Origin of the sequence: Nocardioides sp. NPDC059952 (assembly GCF_042730435.1) — a bacterium.
GTDB lineage: Bacteria > Actinomycetota > Actinomycetes > Propionibacteriales > Nocardioidaceae > Nocardioides.
Map to the genome: position 1 here is coordinate 12673 of NZ_JBHWLY010000063.1, position 23555 is coordinate 36227.

Sequence of the window (23555 nt, forward strand, 5' to 3'; positions counted from 1 at the left end):
CCGCGGTGTCTGAGCATGCTTCACTTCCCCCTTCCCCCCCCCACAAACCCCCCGCACAGCCCCAGGGGGGCCTGCGGCGCCCCCCCCCGCCGGGGGGCCCGCCGCCAACATGCGCCCCGCCCCACACTCGTTGCTGGACGGTTGTCACCTGACGGTGGTGAAGTCACCCCCGCTGGCCCAGTAGGCGACCTCGTCGCCGCTGTAGGCAGCAGTGACGGCGTACTCACCTGCGGGGAGCTTGACGAACGTGACGCCCGCCGCCCCGCCACTGAGCGACTTGGTGACCGTACGTCCGCCGTTGGTCGTGATCTTGACCGTCCCGGTGGGCAGGTAGCCCGGCGCGGTGACCTTGACGGCCACCTCCGCCTCCCGGGAGCCGCCGGTCGCGGTGACCTTGACGGTCGGCTTGACGCGGACCCGGCCGCTGGGGCCGTACGTCTTGCTCAACGTCTCCCCGCTGCTGGACCGAGCGACCACGGTGACGCTGAGGCGGTGGCTGACGTCGGCCTCGGTCGGACGGTACTTCTCGGTCGTCGCGCCAGAGATCGGCGTGCCTTCCCGCGTCCACTGGTAGGAGAGGTCGACCGCCTCGCTGAAGCTGCCCGGGTCGACCTGCATCAGGCCGCCGAGACGGGTGCCGCCCTTTACGAAGCCGGCAGCGGTCTGCGACAGCTCACCGCCGCTCGGCGGCTCGGCCGGCTGCTGCGGCGCCTTGCCGCCACCGACGAGGGTGCTGGCGAAGGCGTAGGACTGCTTCGGGCGGTAGCCCTCCTGGACACCGACGACGACCGCGCCGATCCTCTTCCCGGAGGCCGTTGCGGGCACCTTCAGGAAGCGGGACTTGCTGCGGGCGATCAGGGTCTTGTCGGCGTACCACCTGACCTCGCCGATCTTTGCCGACGGCTCGTAGTCCGCTCCGCCGACGGAGACCGTCGAGCCGACCTTCTGGGTGCCGCTGATCTTCGGCTGCGCCAGGACCTTGAACGTGCCCTGCTTGATCGGCGGCAGGATCTGGCTCATCGTCTTGGCCCCGCTGTAGTCCCGGCGGGTGCCGGTGAGCACCGCCGCGATCTGCTTGCCGGCGAGGTGGCCGGGGATGCGGAAGGTCTTGTTGGTCGCACCCGGGATCGGCTTCTTGTTCACGATCCACTGGTAGCGGATCTTGTTCGGGTTCGGGCTCCACGAGCCGGTGTTGACGGTGACCGCCTTGCCGACCTGCGCCGTGCCCTCGACCGTGGGTCGCTTGGTGACCGAGAGGCGCTTCGTCGACGGCGTCCCCTTGTCGTTGATGTGGATGAACCCGGTCGGGTAGTTCACCGAGTCCTTGCCGATCCGGCGCCAGCTGATGTCGCTGCCGTAGTTGGACTCCGAGATCGTGATCGTGTCCGCGCCGACGTTCTCGACGATGGCGACGTGCCCGAAGCGGCTCGCGCTCGGGTGCGAGGAGTGCCACCAGGCGACCGAGCCGACGGTCGGCGTCCGGTTCGTCAGCCTGCTCAGCGCAACGCCCCAGTTCGTCGCGTTGCCCTCGCCCGACCAGGGGCGAGCGTTCGGCAGGCCGGTCTTGATCAGCTTGTACGCGACGTAGTTGGTGCAGTTCCGACCGGCGTACATCCGCCAGTACATGCTTCCCCAGGCACTTTCGTAGCCGCCGGTGGAGTAGCCCTTGCTGCGGCAGTCCGAGAAGCCGGAGCAGAGCGTGATCGAGCCCGCGTGCGCCGGTGATGCCAACTTGGGGATGACTTGCACACCGAGGCCGACGAGCAGCAGAACCGCGCCGGTGACCAAGGTCCGGCGCAGCGCCCCGCCAGGCTTCCCCACCTGGCGCGACTCCTGTGAATACTGGTGTTTCTGTGACTTGAGGGGCACATGAGCACCCTAGAGAAAGTTGTCAACCATTGATACCGGTGTGTCGGAATTACAACACTGTATTTTTACTTTCCACGCTCAGCGACTCCCAAGAACGGGCAACAACGGCGATATAAATGTCTCGAAATCCGAGCAGAATGAGAGGATCCAGCCATGCCTGGAACCAATCTGACGCGCGCCGAAGCCACCGCTAGGGCTGCCCTCCTCGACGTCCTCTCGTACGACATCGATCTCGACCTCACCACGGGTACTGAGACCTTCGGTTCGACGACGACGATCACCTTCACCTCCACCGAGGCCGGTGCCTCGACCTTCGCCGATCTGGTCGGTGCGACGGTCCACGAGATCACCCTCAACGGCGTGGCGCTCGACCCCGCGGTGGCGTACCAGGACTCCCGGATCCAGCTGGACGGCCTCGCGGCCGAGAACGTGCTCGTCGTCAAGGCCGACTGCGCCTACTCGCACACCGGCGAGGGCCTGCACCGCTTCGTCGACCCCGCCGACGACCGCGTCTACCTCTACTCCCAGTTCGAGGTCCCCGACGCGCGCCGCGTCTACACCACCTTCGAGCAGCCCGACCTCAAGTCCGTCTTCACCTTCCACGTGACCGCTCCCGAGGGCTGGAAGGTCGTCTCCAACGCCGTGACGCCCGAGCCGAAGCCGCTCGGCGACGGCCGCGCGACCTGGGACTTCGAGCCCACCAAGAAGATGTCGACCTACATCACCGCGCTGATCGCCGGTGAGTACCACGAGGTCCAGGACCTCTACGAGGGCAAGTTCGGCACGATCCCGCTGGGCCACTACTGCCGCCAGTCGCTGGTCCCCTACCTCGACCGCGACGAGGTCGTGAAGATCACCAAGCAGGGCTTCGAGTTCTTCGAGGACGCCTTCGACTTCCCCTACCCCTTCGGGAAGTACGACCAGCTCTACGTGCCGGAATACAACATGGGCGCGATGGAGAACGCCGGCGCCGTGACGCTGCGCGACGAATACCTGCCGCGCTCCAAGCAGCCGCGCTCCTTCTACGACTTCCGCGCCTCGGTGATCCTGCACGAGATGGCGCACATGTGGTTCGGCGACCTGGTCACCATGAAGTGGTGGGACGACCTCTGGCTCAACGAGTCCTTCGCCGAGTGGGCCTGCTACCACGCCCAGGCCAACGCGACCGAGTTCACCGACGCCTGGACCGGCTTCACCAACGCGCGCAAGCAGACCGGCTACCGCCAGGACCAGCTGCCCACCACCCACCCGATCGCCGCGGACAACTACGACCTGCAGGCCGTCGAGGTCAACTTCGACATGATCACCTACGCCAAGGGCGCCTCCGTCCTGAAGCAGCTGGTGGCGTGGGTCGGGCTGGAGCCGTTCCTGGAGGGGCTGAAGGCCTACTTCAAGGAGTTCGCCTACGGGAACTCCGAGTTCAAGGACCTGCTGCGCCACCTCGAGGCCGCCTCCGGCCGTGAGCTCCAGGGCTGGGCCCAGGAGTGGCTGCAGACCGCCGGCGTGAACACCCTCGCGCCGTCGTTCGAGCTGGCCGAGGACGGGTCCTACGCCTCCTTCGCGGTCAAGCAGACCGCCCCGGCCGACTACCCCACGCTCCGCCGCCACCGCATCGGCCTCGGCCTCTACGACCTGGTCGACGGCGCGCTCGTCCGCCGCGACGCGTTCGAGATCGACGTCACCGGTGAGCTGACCGAGGTCCCGCAGCTGGTGGGCGTCAAGCAGCCCGACCTGCTGCTGCTCAACGAGGGCGACCTGACGTACGCCAAGATCCGGCTCGACGAGCGTTCGCTGGCCACCGCGCTGTCGTCGCTGTCGGCGCTGGACGACTCGCTCTCGCGCGCGCTGATCTGGGGTGCCGCCTGGGACATGACCCGCGACGCGGAGATGCGGGCCAGCGACTTCGTCGAGCTCGTGCTCGCCAACATCGGCCAGGAGACCGACGCCTGGGGCGTCACCCGGATCCCGGTCTTCGCCGCCCAGGCCGTCGGCTCCTTCTCGGCCCCGGCCAACCGCGACGCCCTCAAGGCGCGCTGGGAGACCGGGCTCAAGAGCCTGCTGCAGAGCGCCGCCCCGAGCAGCGACCACCAGCTGACCTTCGCCCGGACGTACGCCGCGGCCGCCCGCTCCGAGGCCGCGATCGCCGACCTCCAGGGGCTGCTCTCCGGCGACCTGGTCCTCGACGGTCTCGACATCGACCAGGACCTGCGCTGGGCGCTGGTCACCGGTCTGGCCGCCTCGGGCACCTTCGGCGAGGCCGAGATCGACGCCGAGCTCGAGCGCGACAACACCATCTCCGGCAAGGAGAAGTCGGCCGCCGCCCGCGCCGCGCAGCCGACCGCCGAGGCCAAGGAGGCGGCGTGGGACTCGGTCGTCGTCCGCACCGACGTCGCCAACGAGACCGCCCGCTCGATCGTGCTCTCGTTCCAGCGCGGCGGCCAGGACGAGGTGCTGGCGCCCTTCATCGACCGCTACTTCGAGGCCGCCGACACCCTCTGGGACCACCTCGGCACCCACCGCGCCTCGACGGTGCTGGAGTTCATCTTCCCCAAGCCGGCCGCCTCCACCGAGCTCCTGGAGAAGGCCGACAAGTGGCTGGAGACCTCCCCCGCCGAGCCCGCCGCCAAGCGCTACGTCCGCGAAGGACGTGACGAGGTCGCCCGCGCCCTCGCCGCTCAGGAGCGCGACGCGCAGTAACACCGCCCCGTCGGTCGAGCCGGGTTCGTGAGGTACGAGCGAACCCGTGTCGAGACCAACACGGTCCTGCCGAGCGGCGAAAGGACTGTGTTGGTCTCGACACGCTCGGCCGCAGGCGGCCTCACGGCTCGACCAGCGGTGGCTGAAAACGACGAATGGAAGGGATGGCTCCCTTTCACTAACAACTTTATAGCGCACATAGGGGCTTGAAACAAGCCCCCCGGATGGGGGCAGAATCTCCTGCTCGAACAGGTAAAGCGCCTGTTCAGACAGGGGATTCAACGTTGCAAGCATTCGATCTCGCGGGCCGTCACGACGCCAAGGCGGACCCGGCACTGATCGCCGATGACGAGCAGCACTTCGCTGCCATCGGGCAGAGTCTCGAGGAGCAGATCGCCGAGCTCAACGAACGGCTGGACGACGTACGCCGCCGGCCGGGTGGTCACGGGCAGGAGGCGATGGACCGCGATCTGGAGGTGCACCGGATCGGCGGGCAGCTGCGGATGCTGCGCAGGTTCAGCCTGGATCTGTGTCTGGGGCGGATCGTCACGGAGTCGGGCGACACGATCTACATCGGTCGCCTCGGGCTGACCGCCACCGACGGGCGGCGGCTGCTGGTCGACTGGCGCTCTCCGGCCGCGGAGCCGTTCTTCGCGACCACCCACGCCGACCCGCGCGGGCTGTTGAGCCGGCGGCGCTACCGCTGGACCAACGGGCGGGTCACCGACTACTGGGACGAGGTCTTCACCGCCGAGGGCCTCGAGGGGCATGCCGCCGCCCTCGACGACCAGTCGGCCTTCATCGCCACCCTCGGCAGCAGCCGCTCCCCGCGGATGCGCGATGTCCTGGGCACGATCCAGTCCGACCAGGACGCGATCATCCGCGCGTCCTCGCGGGGCACCCTCGTCGTCGACGGCGGTCCGGGAACGGGCAAGACCGTGGTGGCGCTGCACCGCACGGCGTACCTCCTCTACTCCGACCCGCGCCTGGGCGAGGGCAAGGGCGGGGTGCTGTTCGTGGGACCGCACGAGCCCTATCTCTCCTACGTGGCCGACGTGCTGCCGAGCCTGGGCGAGGAAGGCGTACGCACCTCCACGCTGCGCCGGATGGTGCCCGAGGGTGCCTCCCTGCTGCCCGAGCCGGATGAGGAGGTAGCCCGGCTCAAGGCCGACGCCCGGATGGTGGCCGCGATCGAGCCCGCGGTGGCGCTCTACGAAAAGCCTCCGTCGAAGCCGACGCTGGTCGAGACGCCCTACGGTGACGCAGTGATCAGCACCGGCGACTGGACCGAGGCGATCGCCGCGGCAGAGCAGGGTACGCCGCACAACGACGCCCGCGACCAGGTCTGGGACGCGCTGCTCAGGATCGTGACCGAGCGGATCCAGGAGAACGGCGCGAGCGACCCCGATCGTGACTACGACGCCGACGTCGATCTCGACCCTTCGACAAGCTCAGGACACCGCGACTGGGGCGACGGCCCGACCCTGGAGGAGGACGAGTTCGACGCGTACGGGCTGGTCGACGAGGACGCGACCGACGCCCTGCGCGCCTCGCTGGAGACCAACGCCGGGCTGCTCCACGTCTTCGGCGAGGTCTGGCCACGGCTGCGGCCGGCGGACATCGTCGGGGACCTGTGGGAGGTGCCCGCCTTCTTGCGGATGTGCGCACCCTGGCTCACCCCGGAGGAGGTGAAGACGCTGCAGCGTGAGGACCCCCGGGCCTGGGCCGAAGCCGACCTGCCGCTGCTCGACGCCGCCCACCGCCGGCTCGGCGATCCCGACGCCTCCCGGCGCCGGAGCGCCCAGAAGGCTGCCGCGGCCGCCGACCGGAAGGCGAAGGCCGAGGTCGTCTCGGATCTGATCAGCCACGACGACTCCGAGATGAAGGTGATGTCGATGCTGCGTGGCCAGGACGTACGCACCGCGCTCCTGGACGACTCGGTGCGGGAACCGGACGAGCTCGACCCGTACGCCGGACCGTTCGCCCACATCGTCGTCGACGAGGCGCAGGAGCTGACCGACGCCGAGTGGCAGATGCTGATCAGCCGCTGCCCCTCGCGCAGCTTCACGATCGTCGGCGACCGGGCGCAGGCGCGGCACGGATTCACCGAGTCATGGCAGGAGCGGCTCGAGCGCGTCGGCCTGGACCGGATCGAGATGGCCGGCCTGAGCATCAACTACCGCACACCGGAGGAGGTGATGACCGAGGCCGAGCCGGTCATCCGGGCCGCGCTCCCCGACGCCAACGTGCCCACGTCGATCCGTGCTTCGGGCATCCCGGTCGTCCACGGCTCGGTCGCGGATCTCGACGAGATCCTGGACACCTGGCTCGCCGAGAACGAGGAGGGTGTCGCCTGTGTCATCGCCGCCGGTTCGCCCGACAGCAACGAGGGCCGCGTACGCCGGTTGAGCCCCGTGCACGCCAAGGGTCTCGAGTTCGACCTGGTCGTCCTCATCGACCCCGAGACGTACGGGAGCGGGATCGAGGGTGCCGTGGACCGCTACGTCGCGATGACGCGGGCGACCCAGCAGCTGGCCATCCTCAGGTGAACAGTCTCAGCTGAGCGACAAGCGGGTCAGTGCGTCGTGGCGGGGAGGTTGTCGTCCTCGGCCTTGTGAGGCTTGGGCAGCAGCCCCTCGCCGCGGAACACACCCGGCAGCAGCACCAGGAGGGAGATGATCACCATCAGGATCACCGGGATGAGCAGGATGAGCAGGAGCAGACCGGAGGCGGTCATCGCATCGGCGACCGGCCAGCCGTTGGGAACCTCGGCGCTGGCGGGGCCGGCGGTAGCAACAGAGGCGACGACGGCGGCGGAGGCGGAGGCGCCGAGGAGGCCGGCGCGGCGCAGGATCTGGTTGCTCACGAGGCAGATACTAACCGGCGTACGTCCTGGTTCTCATCTCTGCCCCTCGGCCCCGCGGCGGGAGTCGATGCCCGCCTGGGGATTGGCCGCGGGGCTTGAACGCCTTGGATACTGGAACCCATGTCCATTCCCCCGAACCCCCCACTCGTCTCGGTCTCCTGGTCGACGCTCGGCGAATGGGTGATCGGCATCCCGCTGCGCATCCTCGGCCTGGTCGTCCTGGCGATCGTGCTCCGCTGGGTGCTGCACCGGGTGATCGACAAGGTCGTCGGCCGCGCCGTCGAGGCGCCGACGCTCGCCGGCAAGATCACCAAGCTGCACGAGCCGGGCGACGAGATCCACGCGATCTCCCGCCGCAGCCAGCGCGCCCAGGCGATCGGCTCGCTGCTCAAGAGCGTCGTCACCGGCGTGCTGGTCGCGATCTTCGCCACCATGATCCTGGACGAGCTCGGCATCAACATCGCCCCGATCATCGCCTCGGCCGGGATCGTCGGTCTGGCGCTCGGTTTCGGCGCCCAGTCGCTCGTGCGGGACTATCTGTCCGGCATCTTCATGATCATCGAGGACCAGTACGGCGTCGGTGACAGCATCGAGGTCAACAACATCAGCGGCACCGTCGAGGCCGTGACGCTGCGGATCACCCGGCTGCGCTCGCTCGACGGCACGGTCTGGTACATCCCCAACGGCGAGATCCTCACCGTCGGCAACCACAGCCAGAACTGGGCCCGCGCCGTCATCGACGTCGGCGTCGGCTACAACGAGGACCTCAACAAGGTCCAGCGCGTGCTCCGCGAGGTCTCCCACGACCTGTGGGTCGATGAGGAGTTCAAGGGCCAGATCATCGAGGAGCCCGAGGTCACCGGCGTCGAGGCGCTGGCTGCCGACTCGATCACCCTGCGGGTGCTGATCAAGACACTGCCCCTCAAGCAGTGGGCGATCGCGCGCGAGATGCGCCAGCGGATCAAGGCCCGCCTCGACTACGAGGGCATCGAGATGCCCTTCCCGCAGCGGGTCATCTGGCACCGCGACGACAAGGCCGCCGCTGCCGAGGAAGAGAAGACCAAGGCCTGATGCCCGCTGGTCGAGCCGCCGGAGCCGCTAGGCGGAGGCGTGTCGAGACCAACACGGTCCTATCGGCGCACGACGGGACTGTGTTGGTCTCGACACCGGCTCGCTGGCGCTCGCCGGGCTCGACCAGCGGTGCGGCTCAGGCGAGGGCGGCGTCGAGGGTGATGGTGGTGCCGGCGAGCGCCTGGCTGACCGGGCAACCGGCCTTGGCCGCCTCGGCGAGGCTGACGAAGGCGTCGTTGTCGAGTCCCTCGACCACACCACGCGTGGTCAGCTTGATGCCGGTGATGCCCTTGCCGGGGGTGAACTCGACCTCGGCGCTGGTCTCCAGGCTGGTCGGCGGGGTGCCGTTCTCGGCCAGGCCGTTGGAGAAGGCCATCGAGAAGCAGGAGGAGTGGGCGGCGGCGATGAGCTCCTCGGGGCTGGTCTTGCCGCTGGGCTCCTGCGAGCGGGCCACCCAGGTGACGTCGTAGGTCCCCAGGCCCGAGGAGTCCAGCGTCACCTTGCCGGCGCCCTCGAAGAGCGAGCCCTCCCAGACGGTGGTGGCAGTGCGGGTGGTGGCCATCGTTATCTCCCAAAGTTCGAGTGTGTGCGTACGTCCCCGATCCTGCCACGGGACGCGCGGGCGGACCCGCGTGGAAGAATGGCTCAGTGACGTTTTATGAGGAGATCGGCGGGATGGACACCATCCGCACGATCGTGGCCAAGTTCTACGAGGGCGTGGCGACCGACGAGCTGATGCGCCCGATGTATCCCGAGGAGGATCTCGGTCCGGCGCAGGAACGCCTGACGCTCTTCCTGGCTCAGTACTGGGGCGGGCCGACGACCTACTCCGAGCAACGTGGCCACCCACGGCTGCGGATGCGTCACGCCCCGTTCGAGGTCACCTCGGAGGCTCGCGACCGCTGGCTCGTCCACTTCCGCGAGGGGCTCGACGCCGCCGGGCTCACCCCCGAGCAGGACGCGCAGTTCTGGGCCTACGCCGAGCACGCGGCGAACTTCATGATCAACAGCCCGAGCTGAGTCCTCAGCCCACGTGCACGTGCGGCCGCCGGGTCCGGTCCGGCTCGGCCCGCCGCAGGATCTCCCGGGTGGTCGGGGCGACCTCGCCGACCCCGGTGAACAGGAACCGCAGCAGGTTGATCGCCGGGTTGCCCTCGGTCCACTCGAAGTAGATGTGCGGCACCACGCCGGTGACGTCGCGGATGTGGAGCAGCGTCGCCGCCAGCGCGTTGGGCACCGCCGGTGCCTCCAGGCGCAGCACCCGGCGGCGGCCGATCACCTCGCCACGTACCTTCAGGGTGCCTTCGAAGTCGGACGGGTCGGTGACATGCACCTCGACGAAGATGATGTCGCCGTCGTCGGCCAGGTCGTTGTCGGCGACGATCTGGCGCAGCTTGTCGTCGTACTCCTCGGGGCCCTCGGTGCCCTCGTGCTCGTTGGCGACGAGCCGGATCTGGCGGCGCGCGCAGTCGCGCAGGAACGTCTCGGCCAGCTTGTCGAGCTCGACGCCGGTCACGCGCAGCTCGAAGGAGCGCATGATCCGGGAGACCAGCGAGACTCCGATGATCGCGGCGATGAAGCAGGCCGCGATCTTGACGCCGTCCGGACGCTCGATCACGTTGGAGACCGTGGTGTAGGCGAACACGGCCGCGATCAGGCCGAACAGGACCGTCCGGACCTTCTGGCCGGCCTTGTGCGCGGCCAGTGTCACCGCCACCGCGGCGGAGAGCATCAGGACCAGCACACCCGTGGCGTACGCCCCGCCCTGGGCATCCACGTCGGCGTCGAAGATCCAGGTGATCAGGAACGCTGCCGCCGAGATCGTCACCACCAGCGGCCGGGTAGCGGCCGCCCACTCCGGTGACATCCCGTAACGCGGCAGGTAGCGCGGGATCAGGTTGAGCAGACCGGCCATCGCCGAGGCGCCGGCGAACCACAGGATGAGGATGGTCGAGATGTCGTACGCCGTCCCGAAGGCGCTGCCGAGGTAGTCGTGGGCGAGATAGGCCAGGGCTCGGCCGTTGGCCTTGCCGCCCTCCTGGAACTCCTCGGCGGGGATCAGCAGGGTGGTCACCCAGGAGGAGGCGATCAGGAAGACGCTCATCGTCAGGGCGGCCGCGGTGAGCAGCCTCTTGGTGCCCCGGATCCGTCCGGCGGGGTCCTCCTCGGTGTCGCTCTTGTCGCCCCTGACCTGCGGCATCACCGCGACACCGGTCTCGAACCCGCTCATCCCGAGGGCGAGCTTGGGGAAGACCAGCAGCGAGACCGCGATCATCGTCGTGACATCGCCGTGCTCGACGAAGAGGGCGTCGTTCCAGGTGGTGAAGACGCCGGGGTTGCTGAACACGTGCACCAGGCCGACGACGATCACGACCAGGTTGAGAGCCAGGAAGGTGACCACCAGGCCGACGGCGATCCCGATCGCCTCCTTGAACCCCTTCAGGAACACCGCGGCCAGGGCGGCCAGCAGCACCAGGGTGATCACCATGTTGTGCCCGTGCCAGGTGGACGGGAAGAGCGGGTTCTCCACCACGTGCGCGGCGCCGTCGGCGGCCGAGAGGGTCATCGTGATGATGAAGTCGGTGGCGGCGAAGCCGAGCAGGGCGAGCACGAACGCCTTGCCGCCCCAGCGGGACAGCAGCCGCTCCAGCATCGCGATCGACCCCTGCCCGTGCGGGCTCTCGGCCGCGACCCGGCGGTAGACCGGCAGCGCGCCGAGCAGGGTCAGCCCGACCAGGACCAGGGTCGCGATCGGCGAGAGCAGCCCGGCCGCGAGCGCCGCGATGCCCGGCTGGTAGCCCAGCGTCGAGAAGTAGTCGACACCGGTCAGGCACATCACCTGCCACCACGGATGCTTCTTCTCGTGGGTCTCCGTGGGCTCAGGAACGGCCGCCTGGCCGCTCTCTGCGATCGCTGCGGTCACGAGGACAACGCTTCCGCGTCAGGGGCAGCGGTGCCACATCCCGGCTACGCGGGAGAACGTAAGGATTTCGTCAAGATCCGTCCGGGTCGAGGGTGTAGCCCACACCAGGAGTGGTGACCAGGAAGCGCGGATGCGACGGGTCGTCCTCGAGCTTGCGGCGCAGCTGCGCGGCGTAGACGCGCAGATAGTGGGTCTCCTTCGCGTAGGCGGGACCCCAGACCTCCTTGAGGATCTGGTCGCGCGGCACCAGCCGGCCGACGTTGCGGGCCAGCAGCTCCAGGAAGGACCACTCGGTCGGGGTCAGCCTGACGTCGTCCCCGGCCTTGTGGACCCGCTTGCGGGCGAAGTCGATCTCCAGGTCGCCGACGCTCAGGCTGGTCGCGGCGGGCGGCGCGGACTCCTGGGAGCGTCTGACCGCCGCTCGTAGGCGCGCCATCAGCTCGTTCATCGCGAACGGTTTCGTGACGTAGTCGTCGGCGCCAAGGTCGAGCGCCTCGATCTTGTCGTCGCCGTGCTGACGCGCGGAGAGCACGACCACCGGGACCTGGGTCCAGCCGCGGAGCCCCTCGATCACCTCGGTGCCGTCCAGGTCCGGGAGCCCGAGGTCGAGCAGGACCACATCAGGGTGGGTCGCCGCCGCGGCGGCGAGCGCCGAGCGCCCGTCGGAGGCCGTCTCGACGTCCCAGCCGGCGGCGCGCAGGTTGATGGCGAGCGCGCGCAGCAGCGCGGGCTCGTCGTCGACGACGAGTACGCGGCTCATCGGGCGACTCCCGCGCGCGGCACCGCCACGACCATGGTCAGGCCGCCGCCGGGAGTGTCCTCGGCCGAGAGCCGGATGCCCAGCGCGTCACTCAGTCCCCTGGCCACGGCCAGACCGAGCCCCAGCCCACCCGCCGAGGTGTCGTCGAGGCGCTGGAACGGCTCGAACATCCGCTCCCGCTGGTCCTCGGGCACTCCCGGTCCACGATCGACGATCATCACCTCCACAGTCTCCGGCGTCTCGTGCGCAAGGACCCGCACCGGCTCGCCGGAGCGGGGTCCCTGGCCGCTGGCCCGGACCGCGTTGTTCACCAGGTTGGCGACGATGCGCTCCAGGAGGCCGGAGTCGGTGCGTACGAGGGGGGTGTCCTCGCCGACGTCGAAGGCGATCGACCCGGGCGGCAGGCCCGCGACGGCCAGCGGCAGCGACTCCTCGAGGCTGACGTCGCGCATCGCGGGGTGCACCAGGCCGGCCTCGACCCGGGAGAGGTCGAGGAGGTTGTCGATGAGCGACTCCAACTGGTCGGCGGAGGTCGCGGCCGACTCGACGAGCTCCTTGCGGTCCTCCTCCGAGACCCGGCCCACGAGCAGGCCGTCGAGGGCGGCGCGCATGGTCGCCAGCGGCGTACGCAGGTCGTGGGAGACCGCGCGAAGCAGCGCTGTCGAGGTCTGCTCGGCCCGCTCCAGGGCGAGGGCACGGTCGGCCTGGTCACGCAGCCGGCGGTGCTCCAGCACCAGCGACGTCTGAACTGCGAAGGCCTCCAGCACCCGTCGGTCGCGTGCCCGCAGCGGGGTGCCACGCAGGACGATCACGTGGGTGTCGTCGACCGCGACCTGACCGTCGCCCTGGTCCGGATCGGCGGCATAGCCGACCCCCGCGCCCGCCAGCCGTACCCACCCCTGCGGGGTCTCCTCCAGCAGGACCACCGACTGCTGGGCGAAGGTCTCCCGCACCCGGTGCACGATCGCCTCCGCCGTGTCCTGGCCGGTGAGCACCGAGCGGGACAGCGCTCCCATCGTCGCGGCCTCGCCTCTGGCCTGGCGTGCCTCGGCGGTCCTCCGAGAGGCGTGGTCGACCACGGTCGCGACGCCGACCGCGACCGCCACGAAGATCAGCAGCATCACCAGGTTGCGCGGCTCGGCGATGGTGAAGCGGTGCACCGGCGCGGTGAACCACCAGTTCAGGTGGGCGAACCCGGCCAGCGCGGCGACCACTGCGGGCCAGCGCCCGCCGACCAGCGCCACCAGCACGGTGGCCCCGAGAAGCAGCATGCTGGCCAGCGGAAGCTGGTCGGCGACGTCGCCCTCGATGCCGTCGGCGTGCAGCAGCCAGACCAGACCGAGTGGCACCACGAACGCACACAGCCAGCCCAGGACCTGCCGGGTGCTGCTGAGCGGTGACCCGAGGCCGCCCCGGCCCCGCGCGCCCCGCGCGATCTCGTCGTGGGTGACAAGATGCACGTCGATCGACCCGGCCGCGGCCGCGATCCGGTCACCCGTGGTGCCGGTGAAGAGCCTGCGCACCCGCCCGTGGCGGGAGACGCCGACGATGATCATGGTGGCGTTGGCGCCCGCCGCGAAGTCGACGACCGCGGTCGCCGCGTCCTCACCGATCACGCTGTGGAAGGTGCCGTCCAGCGACGCGGTCAACGCCTGGGCGCGCTCCAAGGACCCGGCCGACGGCCTGGCCAAGCCGTCGGCGGTGACCACGTGCACCGCCAGCAGCTCGGATCCCTTCGCGCGCTGGCACAGCCGGGCCGCTCGCCTCAGCAGCGTCTCCGACTCCGGCCCGCCGGTGACCGCGACGACGATGCGCTCCTTGGTCGGCCAGGGATGCTCGATCCGGTGCTCGCGCCGATAGTCGCCGAGGGCGTCGTCGACCCGGTCGGCCAGCCACAGGAGCGCCAGCTCACGCAGCGCGGTCAGGTTGCCGACCCGGAAGTAGGAGGTCAGGCTCGCGTCGATGTTCTCGGGCTTGTAGATGTTGCCATGAGCCATCCTTCGCCGCAGCGCGTCCGGCGCCATGTCGACGAGCTGGATCTGGTCCGCTGTGCGGACCACCTCGTCGGGCACGGTCTCCCGCTGGCGTACGCCGGTGATCCGCTCGACCTCGTCGTTGAGCGACTCCAGGTGCTGGATGTTGACGGTGGTGATCACGTCGATCCCGGCGGCGCGGATCTGCTCGACGTCCTGGGCCCGCTTGGTGTGCCGGCTGCCGGGCACGTTGGTGTGCGCGAGCTCGTCGACGCAGACCACCTTCGGAGCGCGGGCGATCACCGCGTCCAGGTCGAGCTCGGTGAAGGTCGCGCCGCGATAGTCGATCTCCCGGCGCGGGATCACCTCGAGCCCGTCGATCTGACGCGCGGTGTTGCTGCGGTCGTGGGTCTCCACGAAACCGACCACCACGTCGGTCCCCCGGGCCTGGCGACGCTGCGCCTCGCCGAGCATGGCGTACGTCTTGCCGACTCCGGGCGCTGCGCCGAGGTAGACGGTCAGGCGGCCCCGCTTCGGGGGCACCTCAGGGGACTTGCCCTCGGACGACGTGGTCTGCACGTCCCTATTCAACCTCTCCACCGATGCTGATGTGCTGATGTGCTGATGTGGCGGCGCGGCCGGCCGAGTGCCCCGATGCGCTCGGCCGGCCGGGTGCTTCTGCTCACTCAGCGGCGTTGCGTACCGCGATGTTGAGCTCGAGCACATTGACCCGCGGCGCGCCGAGGCACCCGAGGGTGCGACCGTCGGTGTTCTCGGCCACCAGCGCCTTCACCTCGTCCGTCGAGAGATCGTTGGCCTCTGCCACCCGGGACACCTGAATGGCTGCGTAAGCCGGTGAGATGTCCGGGTCGATCCCGGATGCGGAGGTGGTGACGGCGTCCGCGGGCACCTGGTCGACCGAGGCGCCCTCCCGGGCGGCGATCTCGCTCTGGCGCTCCTTGATCGCCTTGACCAGGTCTGGGTCTTCCGGACCGAGGTTGGAGCCGTAGGTGGACAGGGTGTCCCAGCCGTCGCCTGCGGCGCTGGGACGGGGGTGGAAGAGACCCTCGTCGTCGTTGCCCTGCCCGATCAGGGCCGAGCCGACGGCCTCGGCCGGGTCGTTGGTGTGCTCGCCGCTCTCGGTGACCAGGGAGCCGTCGGCACGCCACCCGAAGGCGGCCTGGGCGACGCCGGTGACGACCAGCGGGTAGGCGATCCCGCACAGCAGGGTCGCGGCGATGAGCACACGGAGCCCGGCGAGCGAGTGACGGAGGAGTGCATAGATCTCAGACATGTTCGGTTCCTTGGTCACAGTCCTGGGATGAGGGAGATGACGAGGTCGAGCAGCTTGATGCCGACGAACGGCACGATCAGGCCGCCGACCCCGTAGAGCAGCAGGTTGCGGCGCAGCAGGGCCGAGGCCGAGGATGGCCGGTAGCGCACGCCGCGCAGCGCCAGCGGGATCAGCCCGACGATGATCAGCGCGTTGAAGACCACCGCGGAGACGATGGCCGACTCCGGCGAGGACAACCGCATGATGTTGAGGACGTCCAGCGCGGGGAAGACCCCGACGAACATCGCCGGCAGGATCGCGAAGTACTTCGCGACGTCGTTGGCCACCGAGAAGGTGGTCAGCGCCCCGCGGGTGATCAGCAGCTGCTTGCCGATCTCGACCACGTCGATCAGCTTGGTCGGGTCGGAGTCGAGGTCGACCATGTTGCCGGCCTCCTTGGCCGCGGTCGTCCCGGTGTTCATCGCGACTCCGACGTCGGCCTGCGCGAGCGCGGGCGCGTCGTTGGTGCCGTCGCCGCACATCGCGACCATCCGTCCCCCGCGTTGTTCGCGCCGGATCAGCGCGAGCTTGTCCTCCGGGGTCGCCTCGGCGAGGACGTCGTCGACACCCGCCTCCTTCGCGATGGCCCTGGCCGTGGCGGCGTTGTCGCCGGTGATCATCACCGTCTTGATACCCATCGCGCGCAGCTCGTCGAACCGCTCGCGGATGCCTTCCTTGACGATGTCCTTGAGGTGCACGACGCCCAGCACCCGCGCCGGGTCGTCGTTGCGGTGCTCGGCGACGACCAGCGGCGTCCCGCCGCTCTCGGCGATCTCCGAGACGACCACCGCGGTCTCCGGGGGCACCTGGCCACCGTTCTCCTTGACCCAGGCCGTCACCGCGGAGGCGGCGCCCTTGCGTACGCTCAGGCCGGGGCTGTCCAGGCCGGACATCCGGGTGGTGGCGGAGAACTCCACCATCGTGGCGTCCGCCGGACCGCCCATCGATCGCCCGACGAGCGTGAGGATGCTGCGGCCCTCCGGGGTCTGGTCGGAGAGGCTGGCCAGGACCGCGGCGTTCTCCGCACCGGTCAGGGTGACACCGGTGACCGGGATGATCTCGTACGCCTGCCGGTTGCCGTAGGTGATCGTGCCGGTCTTGTCGAGCAGCAGCACGTCCACGTCGCCGGCCGCCTCGACGGCCCGTCCTGACATCGCCAGGACGTTGCGGCGTACGAGCCGGTCCATGCCGGCGATGCCGATCGCGCTCAGCAGGGCTCCGATGGTGGTCGGGATCAGGCAGACCAGCAGCGCGGTGAGCACCAGCCAGGACTGGTGCGCGTCGGAGTAGCCGGCCAGGTAGTAGAGGCTCCAGCAGACCACCACGAAGATGACGGTCAGGCTGGTCAGGAGCACGTTGAGCGCGATCTCGTTCGGCGTACGCTGCCGCTCCGAGCCCTCGACCAGGGCGATCATCCGGTCCACGAAGGAGTGGCCGGGGTTGGAGGTGATCCGGACGACGATCCGGTCCGAGAGGACCAGGGTGCCGCCCGTGACCGCCGACCGGTCGCCGCCGGACTCGCGGATCACCGGGGCCGACTCACCGGTCACGGCGCTCTCGTCGACGCTGGCGACGCCTTCGATGACGTCGCCGTCACCGGGGATCCGCTCGCCGGCCTCGACCACGACGACGTCGCCGGCGCGCAGGTCGGTGGAGGCGACGAGCTCCTCGGTGCCACCGAGGCCCCCGCGCAGACGACGGGCGGTGGTCTCGGTCTGGAGCGCGCGGAGGGAGGCCGCCTGGGCCTTGCCGCGGCCCTCGGCGACCGACTCGGCCAGGGTGCCGAAGACGACGGTCAGCCACAGCCAGACGGTGACGAGCCAGCCCATCACCGACGGGTCGAGGACCGACATGACGGTCGTGGCGACCGCGCCGATCTCGACCACGAGCATGACGGGGGTAGCCACCAGCTTGCGGGGATCGAGCTTGCGCAGCGCACCAGGCACCGCCTCGGCGATCTGCTTGGCCGTGAGCACCGACGGCGCGGCCTCGACATGGGTGTGGTGCTCGTGCTCGGTGGGTTCTTGGGTACGTACGGGGGTCTGGGTCATGACAGGGACTCCACGATCGGGCCCAGCATGAGAGCCGGGACGAAGGTCAGGCCGACCACGACCAGCGCGACGCCGGTCAGCAGGCCGACGAAGAGCGGGCTGTGGGTCGGCAGGGTGCCGGCGCTGTTCGGCATCCGGCGGGCGGTCGCGAAGCGACCGGCCAGGGCGAGCACGAAGATCATCGGCACGAACCGGCCCAGCAGCATCAGCATGCCGAGCAGGGTGTTCCAGAAGGGGGTGCCCGAGGTGATCCCACCGAAGGCGGAGCCGTTGTTGTTGGCCGCACTGGTGACGGCGTACAGCGCCTCGGAGAGGCCGTGCGGACCATCGGTCGAGAGCCCGGCCAGGCCCGCCGGGGCGGTCAGCGCGAGGGCCGCGCCGATGAGCACCAGGATCGGGGTCGCCAGGATGTAGACCGCGACCAGCACCATCTCGTCGCGGCTGATCTTCTTGCCCAGGTACTCAGGCGTACGTCCCACCATCAGGCCGCACAGGAAGACCGTGACCACGGCGAGCATGAGCATGCCGTAGAGCCCGGAGCCGACGCCGCCGGGGGCGATCTCGCCGAGCATCATCCCGAACATCGCGATACCGCCACCGGGTGCGGTGAGGCTCTCGTGCATGCCGTTGACCGCACCTGTCGAGGTGCCGGTGGTGACCGCGGCGAACAGGGCCGTCGCGGCCTCGCCGAAGCGGGTCTCCTTGCCCTCCATCGCGGCACCGGCGAGCTGTGGCGCGGTGCCGGGGCCGGCCATCTCCGCCCAGGTCAGCAGCGTGATCCCGACCGTGAGCAGCACGCCCATCGTGGCCAGGACTGCGCCACCCTGGCGCCTGTCCTTGACGATCAGGCCGAACGCCCAGGCCATCGAGAACGGCAGGACGAGCATCGCCCAGACCTCGAGCAGGTTGGTCCACGGGTTGGGGTTCTCGAACGGGTGGGCGGAGTTGACGTTGTAGAAGCCTCCGCCGTTGGTGCCGAGCTCCTTGATCGCCTCCTGGCTGGCGACCGGGCCACCGGTCAGAGGCTGGGTGCCACCGGTGAGCGTGGACAGGTCGGCCACACCATGGAGGTTCTGCACCGCGCCACCGATGACCAGCAGGAGGGCCACCACGAAGGCCATCGGGAGCAGCACCCGGACCGTGGTGCGGACCAGGTCGGTCCAGAAGTTGCCGATCCGGCCCTGGTTGCGGGCGCGGGCGAGCCCGCGGGCGAAGGCCGCGGCGACGGAGAGACCGACCGCGGCAGAGACGAAGTTCTGCACCGCCAGGCCGGCCATCTGGATCAGGTGGCCGGTGGCCGCCTCACCCGAGTACCACTGCCAGTTGGTGTTGGTCACGAACGAGACCGCCGTGTTCCAGGCGCCGTCGCTGGGCAGCGGGTCGAACCCGCCGTTGAGCGGAAGCCACTGCTGCAGCCGGCCGAAGGCGAAGAGGAACAGGATCCCGATCAACGAGAATCCCAGCGCTGACATCGCGTAGGAGCGCCAGTGCTGGTCGGCGTCCGCGTCGACCTTGAGCACCTTGTAGGCCACCTTCTCGGCGCGCAGGTGCTTGGGGCTGGTGTAGATGTGGGCGAGGTAGCGGCCCAGGAGCGGCACGCTGAGAGCCAGCGCTGCGACCAGGGCCAGGATCTGCAGCACGGCTGCGAGCGTGGCGTTCATCGGGCAGCTCCGGAGATCTGGCTGTCGTGGGGGACGCTCGCGCCCGCGGCCTCGGCGGCGGTCCCGACATCGGGGTCGGTATCTGAGTCGGCGTCCGGGTCGGCATCCGGGTCGGTAGCACCCAGCCGGCGGTCGATCAGACCGACCAGCAGGGCGAGCCCGGTGAAGCACGCGAGCGTGAGGAGGATGTAGATGAGGTCTGACACGCCTCCATTCCAGCCCCGGAGATGCGATGTCACGCCGGTGTTGACGGATCCCTTACGCCGACAGGGACAGCATTGACGCGTCCTTGACCTTCCCCTCCGCCCCCGATGACGCAGCCTCCTCGGCCCTCAGCCGATCAGCACGCGCATCAGCCCTGACACGAGGGCCGCGAACCCGGCCGCAGCGAGCAGCAAGAGGGGCCCGCCCTGTCGGCGTAGGCAACAATGTCGCCCATGCTGCAGCTGCGGATCACCTCTCCGGCGCACCTGACGCCCACGGTCATCGACGTCCTGACTGCCGACCCTGCGGTCAGCGAGCTCTCCTCGCTCCCCGGTGCGTCGCTGCGTCCTGAGGGTGACGTGGTGATGGCCGGGGTGGCCCGGGAGGCCGCCAACGACGTCATCGACCGGCTCCGTGAGCTGGACGTGCACAAGGAGGGCAGCATCCAGATCGACTCGCCGAAGGCCTGGATGTCGGACCGCGCTCTGAAGGCCGCCGAGCTGGCCCCTGGCAGCAGCGCGGACAGTGTGGTGTGGGCCGACGTCACCCAGCAGGCCTACGACGACACCGAGGCCAACTGGACCTTCATGAGCCTGATGACCCTCGCGACGCTGCTGGCCGGGATCGCGATCGTCCTCGACTCCCAGATCCTGGTGATCGGGGCGATGGTGATCGGTCCCGAGTTCGGCGCCATCGCGGCACTGGGGGTCGCCTTGGTGCGGCATCGCTACCACCTGCTCGGCCGCTCGCTGAGCACCCTCGCCCTCGGGTTCCTGGTCGGCATCGCCCTCACCACGGTGGCTGCGCTCATCGCCCGCGCGCTCGGCTGGATCACCCTCGAGGACGTGCTCGCTGACCGACCGGGAACGGGCTTCATCTACACCCCGGACAAGTGGTCGTTCATCGTGGCGCTGATCGCGGCGGCGGCAGGCGTGCTCGCGCTCACCTCGGCCCGGGTCGGAGGGCTCTCCGGAGTCTTCATCTCGGTCACCACCATCCCGGCGGCGGCCAACATCGCCCTCGGTCTCGCCTTCGGGGTCGGGCACGAGATCCAGGGAAGCGTACTGCAGCTGCTCCTCAACATCACCGGCATGGCGCTCGCCGGCTGGGCGACCCTTGCGGTCCAGAAGGTGGTGTGGAGCCGGATCTCCGAGCGCCGTGCGCTGTTGGTGGCCCGGCTCAGGAAACGCTGACAAAGGTCCCGCTTCTCGACAACTGACGCAAGCACTGGGAGGCTACTGGACTCAAGCAGAACATTTGGTTGACCAGAGCGCTCTCGGAGGACGCATGCGGGCAATTCAGCGGGCTATCGTCGGAGTCGGGCTTGCAGTCGTCGCCCTCGTCGCGATGGCACTGCTCATCGGCGGGATACGGTCCACCGGACCGGACCAGTCGAGTCGGCCCGCGGCGCAGGCGATCGGTTCGCAGAATCGGCTCGGCGACGGTCCGACCGTTCCGCCCGAGCCCATCGACGCCGCCGAGGACACCTCGGTCGGCACGCTGCCCCCTCCCGCCGACGCCTCGCTCGCCACCCAGCTCGCCTCGCGCGATCTGCTCGCGCCGCCCGAGTCGGCGCCGAACGTGCAGCGCCCGGCCGAGGGAACCCCGCTGAGCGCCCGGAAGTCGCGCCCCGGGGAGAAGCCCGGTCAGGTCCCGAGCATGCCCGGGCAGGACTTCACCGCGACCCAGGACGGCTGGGACTGGAGCGCGTGGGCCGACGCGGACGGCTGGTACGGCGACCGCGACGACAGTGACGACTGCCGGCGGGAACACCGCTACGAGCAGCGAGACGACCGTCGCACCGACTGCGACGATGACGACCGGCGCGACTGAAACCGACTAGAGCACGCCCTCGACGGCCGCACGCACCTGCGGGCTGGGCTCGACTGCCTTCCCGGACTCGAGGTCGTAGAAGACCAGCGTGACCTGCCCGCGGGCGAGTCGGAGGTCTCCGTCGGCGATCTCGGACTCGATCGTCATCGACTTGGTGCCCAGTCGGGAGACGTAGCTCCACACGTCGTACGGCTCCGAGCGAGCCAGGACCGGCGCGTGGTAGGTGACATCGGTCTGCGCGACCACGACGGAGGGCCAGCCATTGATGTCGTTGTGGGAGCTGAGGCGCTTCATCAGCGCCAGTCGCGACTCCTGGAAGTACTCGAAGTACTTCACGTTGTTCACGTGCCCGTAGGCGTCGACGTCGGAGAACCGGACGTAGAGCGGGAAGCGCCCGTCCTCGAGCCGCTTCGGCTCGCCCAGCGCGAGCGGCTTCTGCGACCACTCCTCGGGATAGGCCTCGAGGTACGGCTGCAGGTTGGCCTTCTCCTCCGGCTTGAGCCGGCGAGGCGACTCGGTGGCGAAGACGTACGGCGCCAGGACCGTGCTCGCCCGCACGTAGACCTTGCGGGTGCCGTCGGGCTGGTCGCGGAAGATCTCGTAGGCCATCGTGAAGCTGGCCGCCCGGATGTCGGTCACCCAGGACTCGACATGGACCGGCGTGAAGTCGAAGAGCAGCGGGGCGACGTACGTGACTTGATGGCTGGCCACCACGACCCCCTCGGCCAGGCCCTGGGTCTGCGGGCTCCGGGCGTGCGTGCGCAGCATGTCCACGCGCGCCTCTTGGAGGTAGTCGACGTAGACGACGTTGTTCACGTGGCCGAGCATGTCGAGGTCGGCCCAACGCATGGGGCATTCGTAGAGGTGGCGCACGTGGCCGATCCTTCCAGATGATCTTGGGCACTGGGCCTGGCGACCAGACGCTGTCCGGGCGAGTATGGTGTCGACCACAGTTCAACCTACTCATCAGTAACCGGGAGTCTTCATGCCTGAGGCAGTCATCGTCGCCGCCGCCCGTACCCCGATCGGGCGAGCCAACAAGGGATCTCTGAAGGACTTCCGTCCCGACGACCTCGCCGCGCTCATCACCAAGGAGGCCGTCGGCAAGGTCGAGGGTCTCGACCCCAACGACATCGACGACCTGCTGCTCGGCTGTGGTCTGCCGGGCGGCGAGTCCGGCAACAACATGGGCCGCGTGGTCTCGGTGCTGAACGGCTGGGACAAGGTGCCCGGCGCGACCATCACCCGCTACTGCTCCTCCTCGGTGCAGACCTCGCGGATGGCGCTGCACGCGATCAAGGCCGGCGAGGCCGACATCATCGTCTCCGCCGGTGTCGAGACCGTGTCCCGCTTCGTCAAGGGCACCTCGGACCACCTGCCCGACACCGTCAACCATCTCTTCGACGACGCCCAGACGCGGACCACCACGACGGCCGGGTCGAACGAGAAGTGGCACGACCCGCGCGAGGACGGCCTGCTGCCCGACGTCTACATCGCGATGGGCCAGACCGCCGAGAACCTCGCCACCTCGCGCGGCATCACCCGGGCGGAGATGGACGAGTTCGGCGTACGCTCCCAGAACCTCGCCGAGAAGGCCATCGCCGACGGCTTCTGGGCCCGCGAGATCACCCCGGTCACCACCCCTGACGGCACCGTCGTCTCGGCCGACGACGGTCCCCGCGCGGGCGTGACCCTGGAGGCCATCTCCGGCCTCAAGCCGGTATTCCGCGAGGACGGCACCGTCACCGCCGGCAACTGCTGCGCCCTCAACGACGGCGCCGCCGCGGTCGTGGTCATGTCCGACACCAAGGCCGCCGAGCTCGGCGTCACCCCGCTGGCGCGGATCGTGTCCACCGGCGTCTCCGGCCTGTCCCCCGAGATCATGGGCCTCGGCCCGGTCGAGGCGACCCGGAACGCCCTCAAGTACGCCGGCATGTCGATCGGCGACATCGACCTGGTCGAGATCAACGAGGCCTTCGCGGCCCAGGTGATCCCGTCCTACCAGGACCTCGGCATCGACATCGACCGCCTCAACATCAACGGTGGCGCCATCGCCGTCGGTCACCCCTTCGGCATGACCGGCGCGCGCCTGCAGAACACCATGCTCAACAGCCTCGACTGGCACGACAAGACCACCGGCCTCATCACCATGTGCGTCGGCGGCGGCCAGGGCATGGCGATGATCCTCGAGCGCATCTGACACCCCGCCGAGTCGGCTCGTCCTGACCGAGAAACCCGCCGAGTCGGCGCGTTCTAACGCGCCCCCACCGGGGGGTTAAGCGCCACACGATGGCCGGGGGGGGGCGGGTGTGGG

General features: G+C 69.5%; 18 protein-coding genes. 7 read left to right on the forward strand and 11 right to left on the reverse strand.

Annotation, left to right across the window (positions count from 1 at the left end; translation table 11 throughout):
- Nucleotides 1-144: 144 nt before the first annotated feature.
- Nucleotides 145-1821, reverse strand: a complete 1677-nt coding sequence (locus ACFV9G_RS22925) for a CHAP domain-containing protein (protein WP_378730236.1) — start codon at nucleotides 1819-1821, stop codon at nucleotides 145-147.
- Nucleotides 1822-2022: 201 nt separating this feature from the next.
- Between ACFV9G_RS22925 and pepN the strand changes: the two genes are divergently transcribed.
- Both pepN and ACFV9G_RS22935 read left to right on the forward strand, forming a co-directional pair.
- Nucleotides 2023-4566: an aminopeptidase N gene (pepN, locus tag ACFV9G_RS22930; protein ID WP_378730238.1), complete on the forward strand. Its 2544-nt coding sequence runs from the start codon at nucleotides 2023-2025 to the stop codon at nucleotides 4564-4566.
- A 284-nt stretch (nucleotides 4567-4850) separates the two neighbouring features.
- The gene (locus tag ACFV9G_RS22935; protein WP_378730240.1) at nucleotides 4851-7115 is read left to right on the forward strand and encodes a HelD family protein; all 2265 of its coding nucleotides are present in this window, start codon (nucleotides 4851-4853) and stop codon (nucleotides 7113-7115) included.
- A gap of 26 nt (nucleotides 7116-7141) precedes the next feature.
- On the opposite strand, the gene ACFV9G_RS22940 is transcribed toward ACFV9G_RS22935, so the two are convergent.
- A complete protein-coding gene (locus ACFV9G_RS22940) occupies nucleotides 7142-7432 on the reverse strand; it encodes a hypothetical protein (RefSeq protein ID WP_378730242.1) in 291 nt (96 codons plus the stop codon).
- Nucleotides 7433-7552: 120 nt separating this feature from the next.
- Here ACFV9G_RS22940 and ACFV9G_RS22945 point away from each other — a divergent pair, with 120 nt between their 5' ends.
- Nucleotides 7553-8503 (forward strand): mechanosensitive ion channel family protein, encoded by a 951-nt coding sequence (locus ACFV9G_RS22945; RefSeq protein ID WP_378730244.1) that lies wholly within the window; start codon nucleotides 7553-7555, stop codon nucleotides 8501-8503.
- A 136-nt stretch (nucleotides 8504-8639) separates the two neighbouring features.
- Here ACFV9G_RS22945 and ACFV9G_RS22950 read toward each other — a convergent pair whose 3' ends face one another.
- Entirely contained in the window at nucleotides 8640-9065 is a 426-nt protein-coding gene (locus tag ACFV9G_RS22950; protein WP_378730246.1) for an OsmC family peroxiredoxin, read from the reverse strand.
- A gap of 86 nt (nucleotides 9066-9151) precedes the next feature.
- Here ACFV9G_RS22950 and ACFV9G_RS22955 point away from each other — a divergent pair, with 86 nt between their 5' ends.
- A complete protein-coding gene (locus tag ACFV9G_RS22955) occupies nucleotides 9152-9523 on the forward strand; it encodes a globin (protein ID WP_378730248.1) in 372 nt (123 codons plus the stop codon).
- A gap of 4 nt (nucleotides 9524-9527) precedes the next feature.
- Here the strand turns inward: ACFV9G_RS22955 and ACFV9G_RS22960 are convergent, their stop codons facing one another.
- From ACFV9G_RS22960 to ACFV9G_RS22990, 7 genes are all read right to left on the reverse strand, one after another.
- Nucleotides 9528-11339, reverse strand: coding sequence for an amino acid transporter (locus ACFV9G_RS22960; protein ID WP_378730270.1), 1812 nt, complete (start codon nucleotides 11337-11339; stop codon nucleotides 9528-9530).
- Between the two features lie 157 nt (nucleotides 11340-11496).
- Complete coding sequence (locus ACFV9G_RS22965) at nucleotides 11497-12186, reverse strand: response regulator (RefSeq protein ID WP_378730250.1); 690 nt, start codon at nucleotides 12184-12186, stop codon at nucleotides 11497-11499.
- Complete coding sequence (locus ACFV9G_RS22970; RefSeq protein ID WP_378730252.1) at nucleotides 12183-14738, reverse strand: DUF4118 domain-containing protein; 2556 nt, start codon at nucleotides 14736-14738, stop codon at nucleotides 12183-12185. The genes ACFV9G_RS22965 and ACFV9G_RS22970 overlap by 4 nt, the downstream gene beginning before the upstream one ends.
- 103 nt (nucleotides 14739-14841) lie before the next feature.
- Entirely contained in the window at nucleotides 14842-15453 is a 612-nt protein-coding gene (gene kdpC, locus ACFV9G_RS22975) for a potassium-transporting ATPase subunit KdpC (RefSeq protein ID WP_378730254.1), read from the reverse strand.
- Nucleotides 15454-15467: 14 nt separating this feature from the next.
- Nucleotides 15468-17543 carry a potassium-transporting ATPase subunit KdpB gene (gene kdpB / locus ACFV9G_RS22980; RefSeq protein WP_378730256.1) on the reverse strand — a complete coding sequence of 692 codons (2076 nt, stop codon included), beginning with the start codon at nucleotides 17541-17543 and terminating at the stop codon, nucleotides 15468-15470.
- Complete coding sequence (kdpA, locus tag ACFV9G_RS22985; protein ID WP_378730258.1) at nucleotides 17540-19204, reverse strand: potassium-transporting ATPase subunit KdpA; 1665 nt, start codon at nucleotides 19202-19204, stop codon at nucleotides 17540-17542. Before kdpA ends, kdpB begins: the two co-directional genes overlap by 4 nt.
- Nucleotides 19201-19410, reverse strand: coding sequence for a hypothetical protein (locus ACFV9G_RS22990; RefSeq protein ID WP_378730260.1), 210 nt, complete (start codon nucleotides 19408-19410; stop codon nucleotides 19201-19203). The genes kdpA and ACFV9G_RS22990 overlap by 4 nt, the downstream gene beginning before the upstream one ends.
- 231 nt (nucleotides 19411-19641) lie before the next feature.
- On the opposite strand from ACFV9G_RS22990, the gene ACFV9G_RS22995 reads away from it, so the two are divergent.
- A complete protein-coding gene (locus tag ACFV9G_RS22995; protein ID WP_378730262.1) occupies nucleotides 19642-20601 on the forward strand; it encodes a DUF389 domain-containing protein in 960 nt (319 codons plus the stop codon).
- A gap of 94 nt (nucleotides 20602-20695) precedes the next feature.
- Nucleotides 20696-21241, forward strand: coding sequence for a hypothetical protein (locus ACFV9G_RS23000; protein ID WP_378730264.1), 546 nt, complete (start codon nucleotides 20696-20698; stop codon nucleotides 21239-21241).
- Between the two features lie 6 nt (nucleotides 21242-21247).
- On the opposite strand, the gene ACFV9G_RS23005 is transcribed toward ACFV9G_RS23000, so the two are convergent.
- A complete protein-coding gene (locus ACFV9G_RS23005) occupies nucleotides 21248-22090 on the reverse strand; it encodes an acyl-CoA thioesterase (RefSeq protein ID WP_378730266.1) in 843 nt (280 codons plus the stop codon).
- Nucleotides 22091-22226: 136 nt separating this feature from the next.
- Between ACFV9G_RS23005 and ACFV9G_RS23010 the strand changes: the two genes are divergently transcribed.
- Nucleotides 22227-23441: an acetyl-CoA C-acetyltransferase gene (locus ACFV9G_RS23010; protein WP_378730268.1), complete on the forward strand. Its 1215-nt coding sequence runs from the start codon at nucleotides 22227-22229 to the stop codon at nucleotides 23439-23441.
- Nucleotides 23442-23555 lie beyond the last annotated feature (114 nt).